Here is an 18,546-nt window from a genome sequence, read left to right as displayed (position 1 = left end):
GAACGCGCCGGTTAAGAGGGCGTCGGTAGCCGAACGCTCTCAGCTACTCCTCGGCACGCCGACGCTTGCGCGCACGGCGGTAGTCGCCGTACGTGTCGTCGGGGTTGTACGGTGCGGGCGCGCTGTTCTCTGTGGGTGCGCCACACTCTGGACACGTAGAAGAAAGTGTGTACACCGGGCGGTTGTGGCGGTCGTGCCACGCGCTACACACCCGGATGTCAGATTTCATTACTCGTCGTCGCCGCTTCGTTCGCGGTGGTACGATGCAGTGCCTCCGGCCGCTTCGATGGCTTCGCGGGCACGGGCGACACTCGCGTCGAGTTCCGATTCGGCGGTCTTGTAGTCGGGTGCCTTCACCTTGATGCGGTATTCGGGCGCACCGACGTACGTGACCGTCAGTTCGATTTCGTCGCTGACTTCACCGTCGCCTTCGGCGGCCTTCAGGGCCTCCTTGACGTCGTCGACGCCGGTGCCTGCTGGCGAGCGGAGGTCGACGTAGCCGGTGACGTTGACGTACGGCACCGAGACGTTCTGTCGTGCGGTGTCGACGATGACTTCGATTTCGTCGTCGTCGAGGTCGACGTCTTCGAGTGCTTCGGTGCCGTGGATCGCGGCCTGCTCGAAGCTGTCGTAGAGTGTCTCGAACTCGGCGAGCAGCGCGTTCGCAACTGCGCCGTACTGCTCGTCGGAGATGTCCTCGCCGAATGCGAGGGCCATCCACTTGTCAGCCTTCTGCTCGTTCTTCCACTCCTGAATCTTCTCTTTGCGCTGGTGCTCGTTGACGTCCTTGATAGAGAGGTCGATCTGCTGCGAACTCTCGTTGACGTCGAGCACCTTGGCGACGACGGTCTGTCCCTCGCGGACGTGGTCGCGGACGTTCTTGATCCATCCGCTGGCGACTTCGCTGATGTGGCAAAGCCCACGCTTGTCTTCGTACTCTTCGAGGTCGACGAAGACACCGAAGTCCGTAATTTCGTCTACCTTTCCGACGACGAGTTCGCCGGAGTCAGGCCATCCGCTGTACTTCATGAGGAGTCCTCCGGGACGTTACGCCTCAAGTTCGTCGCTGTCGCGACGCTCGACCGTCTCGACGACCTCGCCGTGGAACTCGGCGTTGCCACCGGTCGGGGTCGCGAGGGTCGTGCCACAGACGGCACAGTTGACGACCGAGGAGGCCTTTCCGAAGACGATCTGTTCGTTCTCACAGTCACTGCAAGCGACTTTGTAGAAATTTCCTGCCATGTGTTTACTCCTGGAATTCGAGACGGCCTGCTCGCCAGCCCTTGCGCATGTGGGCCTTCCCGCAGTCCGAGCAGATGTACTTCAGGTGGGTCTTCTTCGTCGGCTTGTCTCCACCGGGAACCTTGGAGAACTTACCGGCGTTACCGATGGTCGCCTTTCCGCGTCGGGTCTGGCGGGCGTTCCACTTCATTCCGGTCGGACGACCCTTCCGGACTTTCTCGACTTCGTGCTCGTGGTGACCCTTACAGTTGGGGCAATACGTGTTGAAACGGCGTGGCATCTGCATAGATATCGACCTTGTGGAGGGATTTGGTGTCGCCCGTTAAAACCCGTTTGGTTCGCCGCGACGGCGAGACTCGCTCTCGAAGCCCCATGCACCGGTTGTGGCACGTGTGGACACTCCACGAGCGAGCTCGGGTCGTCCTCTCAACGCGCGAGTGCGCGCAGTGGAGAACACGGTTTGCCCGGCGCTCGCGTGCACGCCGGAAGCCGAAGCGATTAAGCAGTGACTGTGCCAATCCCGGCACATGAAGAAGCTCATCATCCACGGCGACCCCGGTATTCGGCGCGACGCCGTCATCAACTACGACGGCGAAGAGTACATCTGCTTCGCGATCGACCGCCAGGGCGACTGGCACGGTCCGGACCGCGTCCAACTGTGGTGCACCATCGGGACCGAAGACGAGCGCGAAGCGTTCGAGAAGCGCGAGTTCGTCCCTCACTGGCTCGACACCGAGGGCGTCGACGCCGAGGCTATCGAGGTCGTTCGAAAGAGCGGCCAGGCCGCCTAAGGTAGCCTCGCTTCTTCTACTTCGTAGACCACAACCGACCCAGAGCGGTGCACCGGCGTCAACCACGGGACGTCGGTGTCTATCTCTCCGTAGCGTGCGCGCTCGCCCGGCCCGACCCAGACGTACTGCACGTCGTACGATTCGATGAGATGGGCCCGCGTCGATTCGTCGCCGACGTACATGGCGTCGACGTCTCGAACCCGGTCGTAGTACGCGTCGGGTCCGCGGTAGCCGACTTCGTGTGCCCACCCCGCCACGGTTGGGACGCCCGTGAGACTCGACTCGGGATTCCCGCGCCACGCGTACATGACGTGCTCTCGTTTGTCGTCGACTGTCGCGGACCACGACGTTCCGGGTGCGGTGAGGATGGTCGGGGTGCCTTCGACATTCTCGTCGAGCCACGTTATCGCCGTCGCCTCGTCCGGGTGGTACCACTCGGCGAACGCCGTCGCGTCGAGCGTCACTTCGGGAGGTGAACCTTGCGCGTGGTCTGCGACGGCGAGGCCGGCGTAGACGGACGTGGAGGCGACGAGCAGGACGACGACGGCGACGCCGACGACTCGAATCGCGCCCGAACGGACGTGGAAGTCGACGTTCGGGAGCGACAGGTCGCTCGCGTCGGCCGCGTCGCGGACGAATCCTGCGAGAACGGGGCCCATCGCGCTCCCCCAGAGGACCCACACCTGCATGTACGTCTTGAACACCGTGTTCATCCGCCCCGGCCCGGCCTGTTCGTTCACGAAGACGAGTTCGACGAGTGCCACGAGGCCCGCGCCCGCAACGATGAGGACCGTATCGAACCGTGGGGTGTCGGCGAGTCTGAGTACGACCCATCCGACGACGACGAACGGAACGACGAGTGCGAGGGCCGCGAAAGAGTGGACGACCGCGACAGCAGTCAGCACCACGAGGCCGAGAGCGACTGGAAGAACTTGCTTCGAACCCAGTCGTTGCACATAGTGGAGCGCGAACGCACCGATGAACGCGCCGTGAACGAGGAGGAGGGGGCCGAAGCCACTCCGGTCGACTGGCCCGAGAATCTCGATCGTTCGGGTGCTTCCACCGCCCGCGACGCTACTGAGGAGGAACGGACTCGCGAGGACGACGGCGACGACGCCTGCGACGCCGACGACGGCCGCAGTTCCGACGAGCCGGGCACTCTCTTCGGCAACTGGACTCTGTTGGGTGAGTGCTCGAAGTCGCTCACGGCCGGGGAGGAGCGTCCACGGACGCGCCGGTGCGAAGACCATCCCGAGGAAGAGGACGCCGAATATCGACGGGAAACTCCACGTGTCGACGACGACTTGCAGTGCGCCGACGACGGCGGTGACGCCGACGAGCAATCGTCGTTCACGGACTGCGTCTTCGGGCGTCTGGAAGTACGCGAACGCGAGGCCAGCGGCGAGGAGCAAGAACGGCGTCCCCATCATGTGTGCGTGCAAGTCACCGTTGAGCCACGCGAACAGCGGGAACTCGTTTATCGTCCCGGGAATGATGCGACTCGCGTCCCAGTACGAGAACTCACTCGGCCTCGCGAGGAGCTGGGCGACGGTGTACCGTGAGCGTTCGGCGACGAACTGTGCGAGTTGTCGCTGGATGTCCTCGGGGAGCTCGCGAAGCAGGAAGCGACCCGCCGTGACGAGGTTACTGGCGAAGCCGACGAAGAACGCAGAGAGGATGCCACCGAGGCGTCCGTTGGAACCGGTGACGACCGAGATGCCACGCCCGAGTTCGAACGCTGCCGTGACGAGGAATCCGAAGAACCCTGCGAGTGCGAGGTTGTAGGCGAACTCCGGTTCGGTTCCCGTGAGCCACGCAAGCAGTATCGACACGAGGTGGCCACCGTAGTAGTAGCGGACCGACTCGCCCGCGAACCACATGTCTTCGGGCGGCAGGACCGAGGCGCGAGCGAGTGACTGGAGGAGACCGAAGTCGAGGAACTTCTCGCCCCCACCAGCGTGGACTGCCGGGTCGAGGGCGCGGATTCCCACGGCGAAGAAGAACGCGAGGGCGAACACTGCGGCGGCTTCGGCGACTGCCCGTGTGTCGATGTCGAGGTCGGACGCGAGGCGGACTTCACCGCGACGAAGTGCAGTCCTGTCGAGGCCACTCAGTGCCGAGGCGACGACGAAGACGCCGAGACCGACGAGGAGCGTCGCGGGACCGAACGAGACGTGCCCGAGGTAGTAGACCGGCAGGGTCACGACGACGAGCGATACGGGGAGTGTGAAACCAGCGCCGTGGCCGGGGAGGCGGCGGAACAGTCGGGCCGAGAGCGGGAGACCGACTGCCCAGAGGGCCGCGAACATCACCAGCCAACGGACAACGAGGGCGTACTCCATCTGTCGGAGGAAGGTTCGGCCGACACAATACGTGTTGTGATGGCTGGTGCGTGCGAGAGCGGTTTGCTTTTTACCCCGTTCGAAGAATGGACGTGCATGTCGCAGTCTATCGGGGTCGTAGTTCCTGCCTATCGGCCGAACCCCGATCGTCTGATTCCGTACGTTCACGCCCTCGTCGAGGAGATCGACCCCGAGGTGGTCCGTGTCGAACTCGACGCACCGGATTCAGAGACCCTCGACGCACTCGATGTGCTCCCAGCGGTCGCTGTCGTGAACCCCGTCGATGCGCGCCGCGGGAAGGGCGCGGCCATCACCGCGGGGTTCGAAGCACTCGACACCGATATCCTCGCGTTCGCAGACGCCGATGGGAGCACCCCGGCCGAGTCGATGGCGAGGGTCGTCGACGCAGTCCTCGAAGGTGCTGACCTCGCAGTCGGGTCACGACGACACCCGAAGGCGACGGTTGCGTCCCACCAGACCGTCGCGCGTCGCTACCTCGGTGACGGATTCGCGTGGTTGGCGCGCCACCTCACCGACGTTCCGTTGTACGACTATCAGTGCGGTGCGAAGGCTCTCACCGCGTCCGCGTGGGCGGACGTGCGAACACACCTGTACGAACCGGGCTTCGCGTGGGATATCGAACTCATCGCCGTCTCGGGCGCGTTCAACCATCGTATCGCGGAAGTCCCGGTGGTCTGGGAGGACCAACCGAATTCGACCGTCTCGCCGATAGACACGAGTCTCAAGATGGCTCGTGGCCTCGCTCGCTCGCGTCACCGTGCGCGGACGATTCGAGAGGACAGAATCCACGAGTTCATCGCCGCCCGAAACGACCAGCGAACCCTCGTCGAGGAGTCCTCGGTAGAGGTCACGGATGACTGACCGTCTCTCTGCCCTCCTGTCTGGCGCCCGGTTCGGCAAGTTCGCGTCGGTGGGTGCCGTCGGCGCGGTGTTCGACCTCACCGTGAGCAGTTTGCTCATCCTCTTTTTCGGCGTCGTCGGCGAGGTGGCCAAACTCGTTGGCGCCGAAGTCGCAATCGTCGTGATGTTCATCATCAACGACCGCTGGACGTTCGCGGACGCGGGGTCTGACCACCTCACTGCGAAGGTTCGGCGATTCGTGAAGTCGAACTTCGTCAGGAGCGGTGGCCTCGTCGTGCAGGTGGTCGTCGTCCGACTCCTCAGAGAGGTTCCACTGACGATTCCCGTCGCTGGTGTGGACCTCTGGCAACTCATCCCGCTCCCCATCGCAATCGGCGCGTCGATGTTCTTGAACTACGTCGCTGAGAGCCTGTTCACGTGGCGGATTGGGGGAGGTTCGAGTCACCGTGACTCACGGTGAAAATTGCCACACAGCTAGCGAAACAGAAGCCTTAACAGTGAACGTCGCATTTGTTGATTCAGCGGGATGGGATAGCCAGGAGATTCCGCCGGGCTCATAACCCGGAGATCGGTAGTTCAAATCTACCTCCCGCTATGTTTTTGCCGACCTCAACTCCTGAACGCCGAGTCTCGTCTCGGCGTGACCCACTGAGGTCGGCCTCCTAGCTCAGTAGGTTTGAACCGGGGAGCAGCGCGAAGCGTTGCGAGTGAGGTACCCGCAAGCGAAGTGAACCGATAGGTACGTGACGCGCTGTCCCACGAGGTTCACATCCATCTCTCAGGACCTGTTGAAATGAACTAATTTTGATAGTTTGTCGAAGCCATGCTGAATAGAAGGCGCGAGTCGGTCACCAGCGATTGTCGCTTTCGAGCCGATCGGCCCGGTCGATACAGGGCGCCTACTGCACGACCAGTCCCGGTGAGCATAGCCATAACTTCGTTCGCAATGGTGACGAGATGGAACACGAGAAAAAGAAATTTCTTGAAAGACGGTTCCCTCCGAAAAGGCCTCATCACAGCCGCCGCTTGTTGTTCTCGTCGTATGCTCGGAGGTCCTGCGCCGCAAGTTCGACCGTTCGTGCGATGCGCTTTTGCTTGGTTTCGTCCGTCTTAGCCTCCTCAACGGCCACGATAAAAGCGTGCTGGTCAGTGTTCGAGAAGTTCTGGAAGTTCTCCCAAGCAGTTTCGTTCTCACGCAGCGCCGCCTCAAGTTCGGCCGGGATTTCGTGGTCGTCGGCCAGCCGATAGGCAGCCGCCCACTCGCCCGATTCCTTCGCCGCTTCGACGAGTTCCATTCCTGCCGGGTTCATCTTCCCCGTTTCGACCATCGCTTCGACCCGCTCCTTGTTCGCTTTCGACCACTTGCTGTCGTGGCGCCTGGGCGTGAACCGACGGGTGTACGTCTCGTCGTCGATGCCCCTAACCAGGCCGTCGATCCACCCGAAGCAGAGCGCTTCCTCGACCGACTCGCCGTAGCCGATACCGGATCGGTCGGCGCTGACCTTGTAGTAGCCAACCCACAGCACCTCGGCCCTGTCGTGGTGCTCTTCCAGCCAGGTACGGAACTCGTTGCGAGAGTCGAAGAATATCGGGTCCATGATTCAAGAAGGCCTCGCGCGTCTATAATCATACTCCGAACGTGAGCGCCTGTGGGGCGTCTCAGGGTTGGATATGGAATCATGTTTCGGAAACACCGTCGCTTCTACTGACCGCTCCGAACACGTCTTGGGCTAGTGATCTCTTGTGCTAAATTCGTCGAGAAGTTCAACCAGAAATGAGAACGAGTGGCACACAACAACTTGTGCTGAACTTACTCTCTGAGTGTTGCACGCCGCTTCTGACAGCGATTGGTGAGGTTCCTGCGGTCATGCTGAATAGAGGGCGCGAGTCGGTCACTGTCGCTCTGGCTCATCCGTCGAGCGGATGCCGGGTTCGTCGGCCCGAGACCTGTCGCGCTTCTATTGCCCGCCCCGTTCATCTGTTCTCGGCCGAATTAGTGACCGTCTAGTGTCAGTTCGTGAAGGCCAACCGGTCGTCTGCTGTCGGTCGGTCCTCAGTCTGCTTCGACCGCCTCGCTCAGCCGCTCCTCAACGAACACGGCGAACTCACCGGCAAACGACACGACCGATTCCCAGTCGGTGAGCTCGGCGTCTCCTGACTCATCCGTCTCGAATTCCTGATTCCTCACGATGAATTTCAGCAGCGCTCGCTTGAGAAAACCGTACTCTGAGAACCGTAGTGCGCCGCCGAAGAGGGCAACTCTGTCGGGCCGCCAGTTCGTGGCGTCGATAAACTTGTCGACATACCCCGTCGCCTCCGCGTGCCCCTCGTTATTCTTCGCCCCGGACGCACCGGAGACTTGGAAGAACCCGTTCGGCTTTCTCACCAGTACGTCGCGGTTCGTTTTGACCCACTTCTTAACCGACTTCTGTTGTCTCCCATAGTGAACCGACGCGCCGATCAAGACAGCGTCGAACTCGTCGAGACCGAGTTCGGGATCGATTTCCGCAACGTTCACCGTTGTTGCCTCGTGGCCGCGACCTCTGAATTCCTCCGTGATGCTGTCAGCTATCTTTGTGGTCTGTCCCTCGCCAGTTCCAAACACGGTGAGAATAGTGGCCATGCATCTGATAACGCCGACATCAGTCAAATACTAGCTGCAGACTCTCGACCCCGACCGAGGTGACCCCAAGTGCGGCATTTGTGTATGGGTCGGTGTGAGGCGATACCCGGGTCGCGCTCAGTCGTAGATAGGCCCTATTCAGGAAGACCACCTGTGAGTTGGTCGTGGCGTGCGGCCCACGCGAAGAGGAACTGAAACGCGGGGTCGAGTTCCTTTGCCATCGTCGTCGGTTCGTACTCGACGTGTGGAGGGCTCTGGTCGTAAGAACGGCGCGTGACGAGCCCCGCCTCGACGAACTCTTTCAGTCGTCGTGAGAGCACCTTCGGCGATGCACCCGTCGCCGCTTCGAGTTCCGTGAACCGAAGCGGGCGCTGCTCGCAGAAGAGCGCGTAGAATAGCGCCATCGCATGTGCGCCGGTGAGTAACTCGAGAAGCGTACGGACGGTCTCGTTCAGCTCTCTGGGCGTCTCGTCGATCGGCGGCACTCCTTCGAGTAGGTAGAAGTACTCCGTCACCACCGCTTCCGGGTCTAGTCGTGCCGATGCTACCGCGTGCTCCGACTCTGAGGAGGGAACCTTCTCCCCGTCGATTGGCTTCATCACGGTTGCTACAACTGACGATGAGATATAGATACTATACCCATCATATGACCGTTCTGACACTCGAACCGCCGCTTTCCGTCGAGATAGTTACTTTCATTTAAGAAACTGGACACTTTTTGGTATCAACCCCCGTACGACGTCCAAGAACTATGAGACAAGAATATCCCTCAAAAGTACTCGTCGCCGGAGCCAGTGGCAGAACCGGGCGTGAGATCCTCCGCGAGCTCAACGAACGGTCGGTTTCCGTTCGCGCGATGACCCGGTCGGCCGACAATCGCGAGTCGCTCGTGGCACACGGTGCTGACGAGGTGGTCGTCGGTGACCTGTTGAACCCCGAAGACGCACGGCGCGCTATCGAAGGCTGCGACGCAGTCCTGTTCGCTGCGGGTTCGAGTCTGACGACAGGGCTGACCCGCCCAAGCCGTGTCGTCGACGGAGACGGCGTCTTGAACCTCATCGAAGCGGCCGTCGACGAAGGGGTCCGAACCTTCGTCCTCCAGAGTTCCATCGGTGTCGGTGACTCCCGTCAGGGAATGCCGTTCTGGGCCCGCTTAATCGTCCTTCGCTGGGCCGTCCGAGAGAAAGATAAGGCTGAGCAGGCGCTCCTCGAATCAGGCCTCGATTACGTGATCATCCGTCCCGGCTGGATGAACGACGACCCGGCGACGGGAGACGTTCTCGTCGCGGAAGGCTCGAAAACCATGACTGGATCGATTCCCAGAGCGGACGTCGCTCGACTCATGGTCGCGTCTCTGTTCGCCCCAGACGTCGTTAACCGGACGTTCGAGGTAGTCGCTCGAACCGACGCGAAGGCCGTCGCCTCACCTGCTCTCGTCGATAGCAGTTGGGCCCAGCAGAACAGTCCTGTCGAAACGTCCTCGGAGGCATAGAGTAGTGGTTCCAATACTCCAGGTCAGCACCCTCCTCGACGTGCCGGTCGTGTTTGTGCTGGCGGTTTCGGCCGTTCTCGGTGGACTCATGGCCGGGTTCTTCTTCGCGTACTCGGTGAGTGTGGTGCTGGCACTGGAGACGCTCTCGTCATCGGAGTACACGAACGTGATGCAGGAGATCAACGAGAAGGTGCTGAACGCCCTGTTCGGAGTCGTGTTCTTCAGTGCCGCCGTCGTACCGCTCGGTGGTGCGGCGGTCTTGGTTCTTCACGGGGACTGGCAGACGTTTTACGGACAACTGTACCTCGCAGGAACCGTCATCTACCTCGCCGGAGCGTTCTTCGTCACGGCGCGGATCCACATCCCGATGAACGAACACATCGCCACCTGGTCTCCGGTGTCGCCACCAGAAGACTGGGCCGCTGTTCGAGCAAGGTGGACACGATGGAACCACGTCAGAACGACCGCAGCAGTGGCTTCGTTCGCGCTTTACCTCGCCGCAGTCGCTTCGTTCGGTGCATAGCGTATGCCGTGTTTCCGGTCGCTTATTTTGGAGACGTGCCTCCGTATTCGCCTTCGGTTTCTAGGAATCATTGCGTCGTCACCGTTCATGCTAAAGGGTCTACGAACCGGCTGAGGAATAGCCAGTGGCGAGTGCCTGTCGGCGACTGGCCGGACGAGACGGTCCACGTATCCGACGCAGTCAGGCGTTCGCACTGAACTGGTCGTAGCGGGATTCGAACTGCTCCAGACAGGAGGGACAACAGAGGTAGTACAGACGGCCGTCGAGTCGGAGCGTTTCACCCTCGTCATTCACATCATTGCCACACTGGGCACAGGTGACTGCGAGGTCTGTTCCACTGATCTGTGGCGTCCAGTCGGCGCTCGTGAGCACGGCCACCTCGTAGTCAGTGATCGCCCCCCACTCCTCTGAGTCGAACGTCTTCGTCAGGAACGTTCGCACGTCCGCCTTCTGGAGCCGTGACTGGAAAAAGACCCGGGGGTCCGAGCCCATGAACACGTGCTCGACACCGTCCGCGAGCGCGAGTGTATCACTGATCTCCTCGACGGCGTCGGGTCGAACCGACAGTTCCACGAGGACGGGAACACCCCCACGGAGTTTCGAGCGGTCGAGGTCGAGCGTGAACCTGCGAATAATACCCATCTCCTGGAGGCGACTCACACGGTCGGATACCGACGGGGAACTGAGGTCGACGACCTCGGCGATCTCGCGGTAGGACCGGCGTGCGTCTTCGGTCAAGAGTCGAAGGATCTCGAAGTCCGTCTCGTCGAGTGTGCGCATACGCAGGGTAGACTGCCTATCAGAATATCTCTTTCCTTAATTTGGAAACTTTAGAGCGCTTTCTACCTAGCTTTGCTAGGCAAAATCCGCATAGATAGGGGGACCGTATAGGTACGTGAGTACAGAACTCAACCCCTCGATGGACCGACACAGAACCGATACCAGTGTATGGTGATAACTCATGACGCACGACGATAGACACGGCCGAGACGAGAACCGAAGCAGGACCAAGACGCCCACAGGTCAGGGAAGCGACCGACATAACGAACACGCGCGACCCGAACATACCGAGAGCGGACACCTTCACGACAGCCATGGGGTCGCCACCGATGGTGAAGCGGTGAACGCCTACGACGCTCAGCACGACCACGGCAGCGGTGAGGGCCATGGTGAGGACGGCGGCCACAACGGCATGCACGAGGGGCACGAACAGCTGTTCCGACGGCGGTTCTTTGTCTCGACGCTGCTTTCGATTCCCGTCCTCCTCTACAGCCCGACACTGCAGGAGTGGCTGCGCTTCTCCGTCCCGGTGTTCCCCGGCAGTGAGTGGGTCAACCCCGTATTCGCGGTAATCGTCTTCGCCTACGGTGGAATTCCGTTCCTGAAGATGGCCGTCCCCGAACTACGTGACCGTGCACCCGGCATGATGACGCTCATTTCGATGGCGATCTCCGTCGCCTTCGTCTACAGCCTCGCGAGCGTGGTCTTCCCCACGACGGCGGCGTTCTTCTGGGAACTGGTGACGCTCATCGACATCATGCTGCTGGGCCACTGGATCGAGATGCGGTCGGTCCGACTGGCTTCGAGTGCACTGGACGAACTCGCGAAGCTGATTCCCGACACGGCCGAGCGCATCACCGAGACGGGTGAGACTGAGGCGGTCTCGGTGAGTGACCTCGGCGAGGGCGACCTCGTCCTCGTTCGGCCGGGTGCGAGCGTCCCCGCCGACGGCGTCGTCGAGGAGGGTGACTCGGACGTCAACGAGGCGATGATCACCGGCGAGTCGAAGCCAGTCACCAAGGAACCGGGTGCGGCGGTAATCGGCGGGACGGTCAATGGCGACGGGAGCCTCCGCGTGCGGATCGCCGCGACGGGCGACGAGACGACGCTGGCCGGAATCATGCGACTTGTCGAGGACGCCCAACAGAGCAAATCGAAGACACAGATGCTCGCCGACCGCGCCGCTGGCTGGCTGTTCTACGTGGCGCTCGCGGCCGCCGTGGTGACGGGGGTTGCCTGGACTGTCGCCACCACGTTCGACGTGACGGTGATCGAACGCGTGGTCACGGTGCTGGTCATCGCCTGCCCGCACGCGCTTGGACTCGCGGTTCCCCTGGTCGTTGCCATCAACACGTCCCTCGCCGCGCAGAACGGCATGCTCGTCCGAGACCGGATCGCGATGGAACAGGCTCGAGAGCTCGACGTGATAGTCTTCGACAAGACGGGGACCCTCACGGAAGGCGAGCAGGGCGTCGTGGACATCGAGACCGTCGAGGGTATCACGGACGAGGAAGCGCTCGGGTTGGCGGCGGCCGTCGAGGCCGACTCCGAGCACATGATCGCCGAAGCCATCCGTCAGGCGGCCACCGAGCGAAATGTCGACAGTCCCCGTGCGACCGGCTTCGAGGCGATCAAAGGGCAGGGCGTTCGGGCACGGGTCGATGACGAACTCATCCACGTCGGCGGGCCGAACCTCCTCTCGACCATGGAGGGGGAGGTTCCCGACGTGCTCCGGGCGTTCGCCGAGCGGTCCGGCGAGAACGCACGCACGGTGGTGTACCTCCTCCGCGACGGCGAGCCCGTCGCGGCGTTCGCTCTGGCGGACGTGATCCGAGAGGAGAGCTACCAGGTCGTCGACGCGCTCCACGAACTCGGCATCGAGGTGGCGATGCTCACCGGTGACTCTGCGGACGTCGCCAACGCGGTTGCCGACGAACTCGGTATCGACACGGTGTTCGCCGAGGTCCTCCCCGAAGACAAGGACGAGAAGGTTCAGGAGCTCCAAGAGCAAGGAAACCTCGTGGCGATGGTCGGTGACGGCGTGAACGACGCCCCGGCGCTCACGCGAGCCGATATCGGCATCGCCATCGGCTCCGGGACGGACGTCGCGGTGCAGTCGGCAGACATCATCCTCGTGCAGAACAACCCGACGGACGTGGTTCGCCTCGTGAAACTCAGCAAGGCGAGCTATCGGAAGATGCAGGAGAACCTCGTCTGGGCAGCCGGGTACAATGTCTTCGCGATTCCACTCGCGGCTGGCGTCCTGGCACCGGCTGGAATCTTGCTCTCACCAGCGGTGGGTGCGCTGTTGATGTCACTCTCGACAGTGATCGTGGCGATCAACGCACAGTTCCTCCGGCAGGTTGATCTGGAACTCCCATCGCTTCCGAGTGTGTCTGTGTTGGGGCGCTCTCACCCCGCGGACTGACGTCATTCGACTCTCGGAGGCGCGTTTTGATCTGAACGCCGTCAGAGAGTAGTATGACAGGTGAAAGACGGTGGGAGATACAGCCTCTATATTTAGCACGCCATTCCTGTCATGTTCTGAGGGGTTCGACAAAACTGCCTACCACGATACTCCGTAACGTCATGCACGTACCGTCTCTCCTCACCGACCACTTCCGAAGGAGATTTTCCACCGCACTCCAACGAAAGCCCAATGAGCGACCTCGAACGAATCTGTTCTGTCGACGACGTGCCCGCAGACACGACGTTCCTCTTTCGCATCACCGACGACGACGACGAAGAGGTACGCGAGGCAATCCTCGTGCGAGACGACGGCGACATCAAGGGCTGGTTGAACTACTGCATGCACCTGACGAACATCAAACTCGACAAGGGGTCGGGTGCGGAGATGCGAAACGGCGAGATAATCTGCGAGAATCACGGCGCGTACTTCGAGGCCGATTCCGGCTACTGCAACTACGGCCCGTGTGAGGGTGCCGTCCTCGATGGCCTCGACATCACCATCGACGGCGACCACGTGTTCCTCTCCGACGACGACTTCTCCTTCGAGGGACCCGGCGCAATCGAGACGGACCCCGCCGACCGGAGTTCGAAGTCGAACGTCGAGTTCTGAGCGCCCTCGCGGTTATTCGGGTACAGTGTCGTCGTCGAGTGACTCGTTTTCGTAGTGTCGTCGTTCGACGTAGTCGTCGTACAGACGTGAGAGGAGTTTCGTCACCGGTCCGTCGCCGACGGTGATACCATCGACCGTCTCGATGGGACGGAGTTCCCACGTCGAGTTGGTGAGGAACGCCTCGTTCGCGCCGCGCACGTCGTCCGGGGTGAAGCGTCGCTCCCGAATCGGGATGCCCTCCTGTCGGGCGAGGTCTAAGACGACTCGTCGGGTGATGCCCGGCAAGACCGGCCCGTCGAGACTCGGCGTGCAGAGCGCGTTGTCGTCGATGAAAAACAGGTTGCTCGTCGCACCTTCGGTGACGTAGCCGTCTGAATCGAGCATGAGTGCCTCGTCCGCGCCGGTGACGCGGAGTTCGAGGCGTGCGAGGATGCCGTTGAGATAGTTGTGGGTCTTCGCCCGTGCGGGAATCGCGCGGTCCGGAATTCGGCGCGTTCTGACCGTCTGGACCGTCGCTGGGCCGTCCCAGACAGGGTCCGACCCGCGCCCACCACGCGGCAGTGGTTCGACGATGACGACGACTCGCGGGTCGACGTCCTCGGCAGGAGTGAGGCGGCCGGGTTGACTCCCACGCGTAATCGAGAGTCGAACGTAGGCATCCGACAGATTGTTCGCGGCCAGCGTCTCGTCGATTCGAGCGCGGAGGTCGGCGTCCGAGAGGCCGTGGTCCATCCCGAGTACGTCACACGTCTCGGCGAGCCGGTCTGCGTGAGCGTCCCAGTGGAACACGTCGCCGCCGTAGGTACGGAGCGTCTCGAAGGCGGCGTCGCCGTAGAGGAACCCACGGTCAGTAACCGGAATCGACGCCTCGTCCGCCGGAACGAGGTCACCATCGACGTGGTAGCGTCGCGTGGCGTCATCGTCGCTCATTGGGTGGGCCTCCACGACGCCCACGTGTCGGCGACTGGTGACTCTCCAGCGGCCAGCGCGACGAAGTTTCGGACGATGTCTTTGCCCGACTCGGTCAGGATGCTCTCAGGGTGGAACTGCACGCCGACGTGTGGTTTCTCGCGGTGGCGAACGCCCATCACGACCTGTGTGTCGTCGGTTCCGGCATCTGGTCCGGTGTCAGTCTCTCGGGCGTCGTCGTCGACCGTGTACGCGGTGACGACCAATTCGTCTGGGATGTCGTCGAGTTCGACCGCGAGCGAGTGGTAGCGGCCAACTTCGATTCGGTCGGGGAGACCGGTGAAGACACCCTTGCCGTCGTGTTCGACGAGCGATGGTTTGCCGTGAACGACTTCGGGTGCGTGGCCGACGTGCGCGCCGAGCGCGGCACACAGCGACTGGTGACCGAGACAGACACCGAGCGTTGGATAGTCGAGGTCACGGAACGTGGGGACAGAGATGCCCGCCTCTGCTGGGGTTCCGGGGCCCGGCGAGATGACGATCCCGTCGGGGTCGATGTCGCGGATGTCGTCGGTCGTCAGGTCGTCGTTTCGGTAGACATCTACCTTGGTTGCGAACTCACCGACGTACTGGACGAGGTTGTAGGCGAACGAGTCGTAGTTGTCGACGACGAGGATGTGGGTCATCGGTCGGCCCCCACGGTCATCTTCGCGCGCTCACCGAGCGCTTCGTCGATGGCGGTGACGAGGGCACGGGCTTTCGCCAACGTCTCGTCGTACTCGCTGTCCGGGTCGGAGTCGTGGACGATACCCGCGCCGACGCGGAGGTGATACTCGTCGCGGTAGCGCACGAGCGTGCGAATGACGATGTTCAACACCGCGGCGTCGTCGAATCCGATGGCGAACATACTGCCGGTGTAGGGTCCACGGCGGGTCGATTCGAGTTCCTCGATAATCTCCATCGTTCGTGGCTTTGGCGCTCCAGTGATGGTGCCACCGGGGAACACCGCCGCGATGGCATCTGCAAGGGTCGTTCCCGCACGCCGCCGCCCTTCGACCAGTGACACGAGGTGCATCACTTCCGAGTAGCGGTCGACGCGACGGTACTCGGTCACGCTGACCGACCCGTACTCGGAGACTTTCCCGAGGTCGTTTCGTTCGAGGTCGACGAGCATGGCGTGTTCGGCCCGCTCTTTTTCGTCTGTCGTCAAGTCAGCTTCCAGCGCTTCGTCTTCGGCCGGCGTCGCCCCTCGCGGTCGGGTTCCAGCGATTGGCTCGGTGACGAGTCGGTCGCCATCGATGCGGAGCAAGAGTTCCGGACTCGCACTCACGAGGTCGAGTCCGGGGAGTTCGAGAAGTCCGGAGTACGGCGCGGGGTTGACCGCTCGCAGTGCCGCGTAGGCGTCGACGGGGTGGACTGCTGCGGGTGCGACGAGTCGTTGTGAGAGGTTCGCCTGGAACGTGTCGCCGTCGCGGATGTACTGTTTTGCCGCCCGAACCCGCTCGGCGAAGGCCGCACGTCCACACTCGCTCTCGAACTGCGCTTCGTGGGATGCGACGGGTGCTGCGACCGGTTCGGGGGTGCCGTCGACTGCGTCACGAGCGAGTGCCACTGCTCGGTCGCGTGCCTCGTCGTACACGTCGTCGAGGTCCGAATCCGATTCGATTCGAGGACAGCACGTGATTCGCAGTCGTGTGTCGCCGTCGGTGCGCGGTTCTTCCCACGAGGCGACGAGGTCGTACAGGCCGAGTTGCAGATGTGGGAGGCGTCGGTCGTCGGTCGTGGACTCGGGGAGTCTTTCGAGTTCACGTGCGACGTCGTAGGAGAGCCATCCGAACAGGCCACAGGGATACGGAACGTCGCACTCGCCGCGGACGAGCGTCTCCGAGTCGACGAGTCCTTCGAGGGCTGCGAGCGTCGGTGCGGTATCGTCTCGTGAGACGGCGGATGCGCCAACAGTGAGGCGTTCGACGGGTTCGACGCCGAACGCGCCCCATCCGGGTTGGCCACCGGTCGTCTCGTAGAAGAAGCCACCAGAGTCCCGTCGGCTACGCCGATAGGCGTCGAAGGGGTCCGAAACTCGGACCTGGACTTCGACAGGGACGCGCGCGCCTGCTGGTGCATCCCCAGCGGTCGCACAAAAGTCGTCGCGGTCGGTGACGACGGTCGGTGCGGTCATTACTCGCACCAAACGGCGCGTCGGGTAAACGGTTTCGCGACGTGTCAGCCGTTCTGCTTACGCGTCGCTCGCGCGGTCGATCCAACGTTGAACCCGCTTCGGCGACACGTCGATGGCCTCGCCGACTTCCTCTGCATCAGCGACTGCGAGGTCTGCGACGGTTTCGATACCGATGTCAGAGAGCCGTTCTGCGTAGGCCGGGCCGATTCCGCGAACCGTATCGACGGAGGGTGATTCAGCTTCAGCTTCAGCTTCGGGTTCTTCTTCAGCTTCCTCAGCCTCTTCCGCTTCGTCGAAGTCTTCACTCTCTTCGACTTCTTCAGCCTCTTCGACGTCTTCGGCTTCTTCAGCCTCGGGTTCTTCCTCGGTCTCTTCGACGTCTTCAGCCTCGTCGACAGTTTCGGGCTCTGCCTCAGCCGCTTCCTCAGCCTCTTCAGCCTCCTCGACTTCCTCAGCCTCATCGGCTTCAGGTTCTTCTTCACCCGCTGGTTCTGCCTCTTCGATGGTCTCTTCAGCCTCTTCAGCTTCTTCGACCACGTCGGCCTCTACGGGTTCCTCGACTGCTGCTTCCGTGTCGGGTTCTGTCGTCTCTTCGACCGGTTCTTTCACTGCTGCTTCCGTCTCGATATCCGCCTCCTCACGCTCTGCGCGCGTGTCTCGTTCGACCGTAACGGTTGCCGATTCGTCACGTCCACCGTGCGAAGCGGACGAGGAGTCGCCACCACGGAGCGATTTCAAGAAGGACAGAATACTGTCAAGCAAGCCCATATTAGTTTGTCATATGCAACCCCGTTATTTAAAAACCGGCGGCCTCAGTCGTCGGAGAGGTGGCTTCGGAGAGCGGTGTTCATCGCTTCGACGGGTGCATCGAGCCCAGTCCACACCTCGAACGCTTCGACACCTTGCAGGAGGAGCATCCACGCGCCATCGACGGTGACGGCACCTGCGTCGGCCGCTTCTCGGAGGAGTCGCGTTTCGATTGGCGTGTACACCGCGTCGAGGACGGCGAGGTCGGCGTGGAGGTACGATGCAGGGACTGGTGTCTCGTCGGGCGCTTCCATCCCGACACTCGTCGCGTTGACGAGGATATCGGCGTCGTGAATCCGGTCGAGTGTGTCTAACCCGCCACCCGTCGCACCGGGGACGGCACTGGCCAGTTCCTCGGCTTTCGCTGGCGTTCTGTTTGCGATATGAACCGAGGATCCGGCGTCGGCGAGGGCGAACGCGGCCGCGCGGCCTGCGCCGCCAGCACCGACGACGACAGCGGCCGAACCATCGAGTTCGACGCCGTGACGTTCGAGTGCTCGCGTGACTCCCGCCGCATCCGTGTTGTATCCAACCGGCCCGTCCGGGCCGAAGTCGATGGTGTTGACCGCCCCGATTCGTTCGGCGAGTGGGTCGGGGTCGACCAGTTCGAGAACGTCTTGCTTGAATGGAATCGTGACGTTTAGCCCGGCGATTCCGAGCGCATCGGCGCCAGTGATGGCAGCTTCGATGGCCGAAAGCTCGGGTTCGAAGGTGACGTACCGTGCATCGACCCCAGTCGCCTCGTAGGCCGCCTCGTGCATCGGCGGCGACAACGAGTGTCCGACGGGGTTCCCGACGAGACCGTACACTTGCATGGCCGGGTGGAGTCCCGCCGGCGATATAATTCGCCCGTCTGCGTCGGATTCCGCCGCGACTGTCACGCGAGGATAGTATGAC

At 62.2% G+C, this 18,546-nt stretch carries 21 protein-coding genes and 1 tRNA gene; 8 read left to right on the top strand and 14 right to left on the bottom strand.

The window, feature by feature from the left end; translation table 11 throughout:
• Nucleotides 1-43 precede the first annotated feature (43 nt).
• Genes GJR98_RS00225 through GJR98_RS00210 form a run of 4 tightly spaced genes read right to left on the bottom strand, consistent with a single transcriptional unit; the run spans nucleotide 44 to nucleotide 1,528 of the window.
• On the bottom strand, nucleotides 44-229 hold the full coding sequence (locus tag GJR98_RS00225; protein WP_151134262.1) for an RNA-protein complex protein Nop10: 186 nt from the start codon (nucleotides 227-229) through the stop codon (nucleotides 44-46).
• Nucleotides 229-1,029, bottom strand: a complete 801-nt coding sequence (locus tag GJR98_RS00220; RefSeq protein WP_151134259.1) for a translation initiation factor IF-2 subunit alpha — start codon at nucleotides 1,027-1,029, stop codon at nucleotides 229-231. Before GJR98_RS00220 ends, GJR98_RS00225 begins: the two co-directional genes overlap by 1 nt.
• An 18-nt stretch (nucleotides 1,030-1,047) precedes the next feature.
• A complete protein-coding gene (locus GJR98_RS00215; protein WP_151134256.1) occupies nucleotides 1,048-1,242 on the bottom strand; it encodes a 30S ribosomal protein S27e in 195 nt (64 codons plus the stop codon).
• 4 nt (nucleotides 1,243-1,246) lie between these two features.
• Nucleotides 1,247-1,528, bottom strand: coding sequence for a 50S ribosomal protein L44e (locus tag GJR98_RS00210; RefSeq protein ID WP_058572609.1), 282 nt, complete (start codon nucleotides 1,526-1,528; stop codon nucleotides 1,247-1,249).
• Between the two features lie 241 nt (nucleotides 1,529-1,769).
• Between GJR98_RS00210 and GJR98_RS00205 the strand changes: the two genes are divergently transcribed.
• Entirely contained in the window at nucleotides 1,770-2,033 is a 264-nt protein-coding gene (locus GJR98_RS00205; RefSeq protein WP_151134252.1) for an HAH_0734 family protein, read from the top strand.
• On the opposite strand, the gene GJR98_RS00200 is transcribed toward GJR98_RS00205, so the two are convergent.
• A complete protein-coding gene (locus tag GJR98_RS00200) occupies nucleotides 2,030-4,375 on the bottom strand; it encodes a DUF2298 domain-containing protein (protein ID WP_151134250.1) in 2,346 nt (781 codons plus the stop codon). The genes GJR98_RS00205 and GJR98_RS00200 overlap by 4 nt on opposite strands.
• A gap of 96 nt (nucleotides 4,376-4,471) precedes the next feature.
• Here GJR98_RS00200 and GJR98_RS00195 point away from each other — a divergent pair, with 96 nt between their 5' ends.
• The 3 genes from GJR98_RS00195 (at nucleotide 4,472) to GJR98_RS00185 (ending at nucleotide 5,852) form a co-directional block, all read left to right on the top strand.
• Nucleotides 4,472-5,257, top strand: coding sequence for a glycosyltransferase (locus GJR98_RS00195; protein ID WP_151134247.1), 786 nt, complete (start codon nucleotides 4,472-4,474; stop codon nucleotides 5,255-5,257).
• Nucleotides 5,250-5,717 carry a GtrA family protein gene (locus tag GJR98_RS00190; RefSeq protein WP_151134244.1) on the top strand — a complete coding sequence of 156 codons (468 nt, stop codon included), beginning with the start codon at nucleotides 5,250-5,252 and terminating at the stop codon, nucleotides 5,715-5,717. Before GJR98_RS00195 ends, GJR98_RS00190 begins: the two co-directional genes overlap by 8 nt.
• 60 nt (nucleotides 5,718-5,777) lie before the next feature.
• A tRNA-Met gene (locus GJR98_RS00185) sits at nucleotides 5,778-5,852 on the top strand.
• 418 nt (nucleotides 5,853-6,270) lie between these two features.
• Here GJR98_RS00185 and GJR98_RS00180 read toward each other — a convergent pair.
• The 3 genes from GJR98_RS00180 to GJR98_RS00170 all read right to left on the bottom strand — a co-directional run bounded on the left by GJR98_RS00180 (nucleotide 6,271) and on the right by GJR98_RS00170 (nucleotide 8,479).
• Nucleotides 6,271-6,855 (bottom strand): YdeI/OmpD-associated family protein, encoded by a 585-nt coding sequence (locus GJR98_RS00180; RefSeq protein ID WP_191965392.1) that lies wholly within the window; start codon nucleotides 6,853-6,855, stop codon nucleotides 6,271-6,273.
• Between the two features lie 455 nt (nucleotides 6,856-7,310).
• Complete coding sequence (locus GJR98_RS00175) at nucleotides 7,311-7,880, bottom strand: flavodoxin domain-containing protein (protein WP_151134241.1); 570 nt, start codon at nucleotides 7,878-7,880, stop codon at nucleotides 7,311-7,313.
• A gap of 134 nt (nucleotides 7,881-8,014) precedes the next feature.
• Nucleotides 8,015-8,479 (bottom strand): winged helix-turn-helix transcriptional regulator, encoded by a 465-nt coding sequence (locus GJR98_RS00170; RefSeq protein WP_151134238.1) that lies wholly within the window; start codon nucleotides 8,477-8,479, stop codon nucleotides 8,015-8,017.
• Between the two features lie 152 nt (nucleotides 8,480-8,631).
• On the opposite strand from GJR98_RS00170, the gene GJR98_RS00165 reads away from it, so the two are divergent.
• Together GJR98_RS00165 and GJR98_RS00160 are read left to right on the top strand one after the other, a co-directional pair.
• Nucleotides 8,632-9,372, top strand: coding sequence for an SDR family oxidoreductase (locus GJR98_RS00165; protein ID WP_151134236.1), 741 nt, complete (start codon nucleotides 8,632-8,634; stop codon nucleotides 9,370-9,372).
• A 4-nt stretch (nucleotides 9,373-9,376) separates the two neighbouring features.
• A complete protein-coding gene (locus GJR98_RS00160) occupies nucleotides 9,377-9,895 on the top strand; it encodes an anthrone oxygenase family protein (protein ID WP_151134233.1) in 519 nt (172 codons plus the stop codon).
• A 180-nt stretch (nucleotides 9,896-10,075) separates the two neighbouring features.
• Here GJR98_RS00160 and GJR98_RS00155 read toward each other — a convergent pair whose 3' ends face one another.
• A complete protein-coding gene (locus GJR98_RS00155) occupies nucleotides 10,076-10,675 on the bottom strand; it encodes a winged helix-turn-helix transcriptional regulator (RefSeq protein WP_151134230.1) in 600 nt (199 codons plus the stop codon).
• Nucleotides 10,676-11,087: 412 nt separating this feature from the next.
• On the opposite strand from GJR98_RS00155, the gene GJR98_RS00150 reads away from it, so the two are divergent.
• Both GJR98_RS00150 and GJR98_RS00145 read left to right on the top strand, forming a co-directional pair.
• Nucleotides 11,088-13,103, top strand: a complete 2,016-nt coding sequence (locus GJR98_RS00150) for a copper-translocating P-type ATPase (RefSeq protein ID WP_151139345.1) — start codon at nucleotides 11,088-11,090, stop codon at nucleotides 13,101-13,103.
• 231 nt (nucleotides 13,104-13,334) lie between these two features.
• Nucleotides 13,335-13,754 (top strand): Rieske (2Fe-2S) protein, encoded by a 420-nt coding sequence (locus tag GJR98_RS00145; protein WP_151134228.1) that lies wholly within the window; start codon nucleotides 13,335-13,337, stop codon nucleotides 13,752-13,754.
• A gap of 12 nt (nucleotides 13,755-13,766) precedes the next feature.
• Here GJR98_RS00145 and GJR98_RS00140 read toward each other — a convergent pair whose 3' ends face one another.
• Genes GJR98_RS00140 through GJR98_RS00120 form a run of 5 tightly spaced genes read right to left on the bottom strand, consistent with a single transcriptional unit; the run spans nucleotide 13,767 to nucleotide 18,464 of the window.
• Nucleotides 13,767-14,684, bottom strand: coding sequence for an aminotransferase class IV (locus GJR98_RS00140; RefSeq protein ID WP_151134225.1), 918 nt, complete (start codon nucleotides 14,682-14,684; stop codon nucleotides 13,767-13,769).
• Entirely contained in the window at nucleotides 14,681-15,349 is a 669-nt protein-coding gene (locus tag GJR98_RS00135) for an anthranilate synthase component II (RefSeq protein ID WP_151134222.1), read from the bottom strand. Before GJR98_RS00135 ends, GJR98_RS00140 begins: the two co-directional genes overlap by 4 nt.
• Complete coding sequence (pabB, locus tag GJR98_RS00130; protein WP_151134219.1) at nucleotides 15,346-16,842, bottom strand: aminodeoxychorismate synthase, component I; 1,497 nt, start codon at nucleotides 16,840-16,842, stop codon at nucleotides 15,346-15,348. Before pabB ends, GJR98_RS00135 begins: the two co-directional genes overlap by 4 nt.
• A 57-nt stretch (nucleotides 16,843-16,899) precedes the next feature.
• Nucleotides 16,900-17,610: a helix-hairpin-helix domain-containing protein gene (locus GJR98_RS00125; RefSeq protein ID WP_151134216.1), complete on the bottom strand. Its 711-nt coding sequence runs from the start codon at nucleotides 17,608-17,610 to the stop codon at nucleotides 16,900-16,902.
• Nucleotides 17,611-17,654: 44 nt separating this feature from the next.
• Nucleotides 17,655-18,464: a shikimate dehydrogenase gene (locus tag GJR98_RS00120; protein WP_151134213.1), complete on the bottom strand. Its 810-nt coding sequence runs from the start codon at nucleotides 18,462-18,464 to the stop codon at nucleotides 17,655-17,657.
• Nucleotides 18,465-18,546 lie beyond the last annotated feature (82 nt).

The sequence above is a fragment of the Haloferax marinisediminis genome (assembly GCF_009674585.1).
GTDB lineage: Archaea > Halobacteriota > Halobacteria > Halobacteriales > Haloferacaceae > Haloferax > Haloferax marinisediminis.
This window is presented reverse-complemented; position numbering and strand designations above follow the sequence as displayed.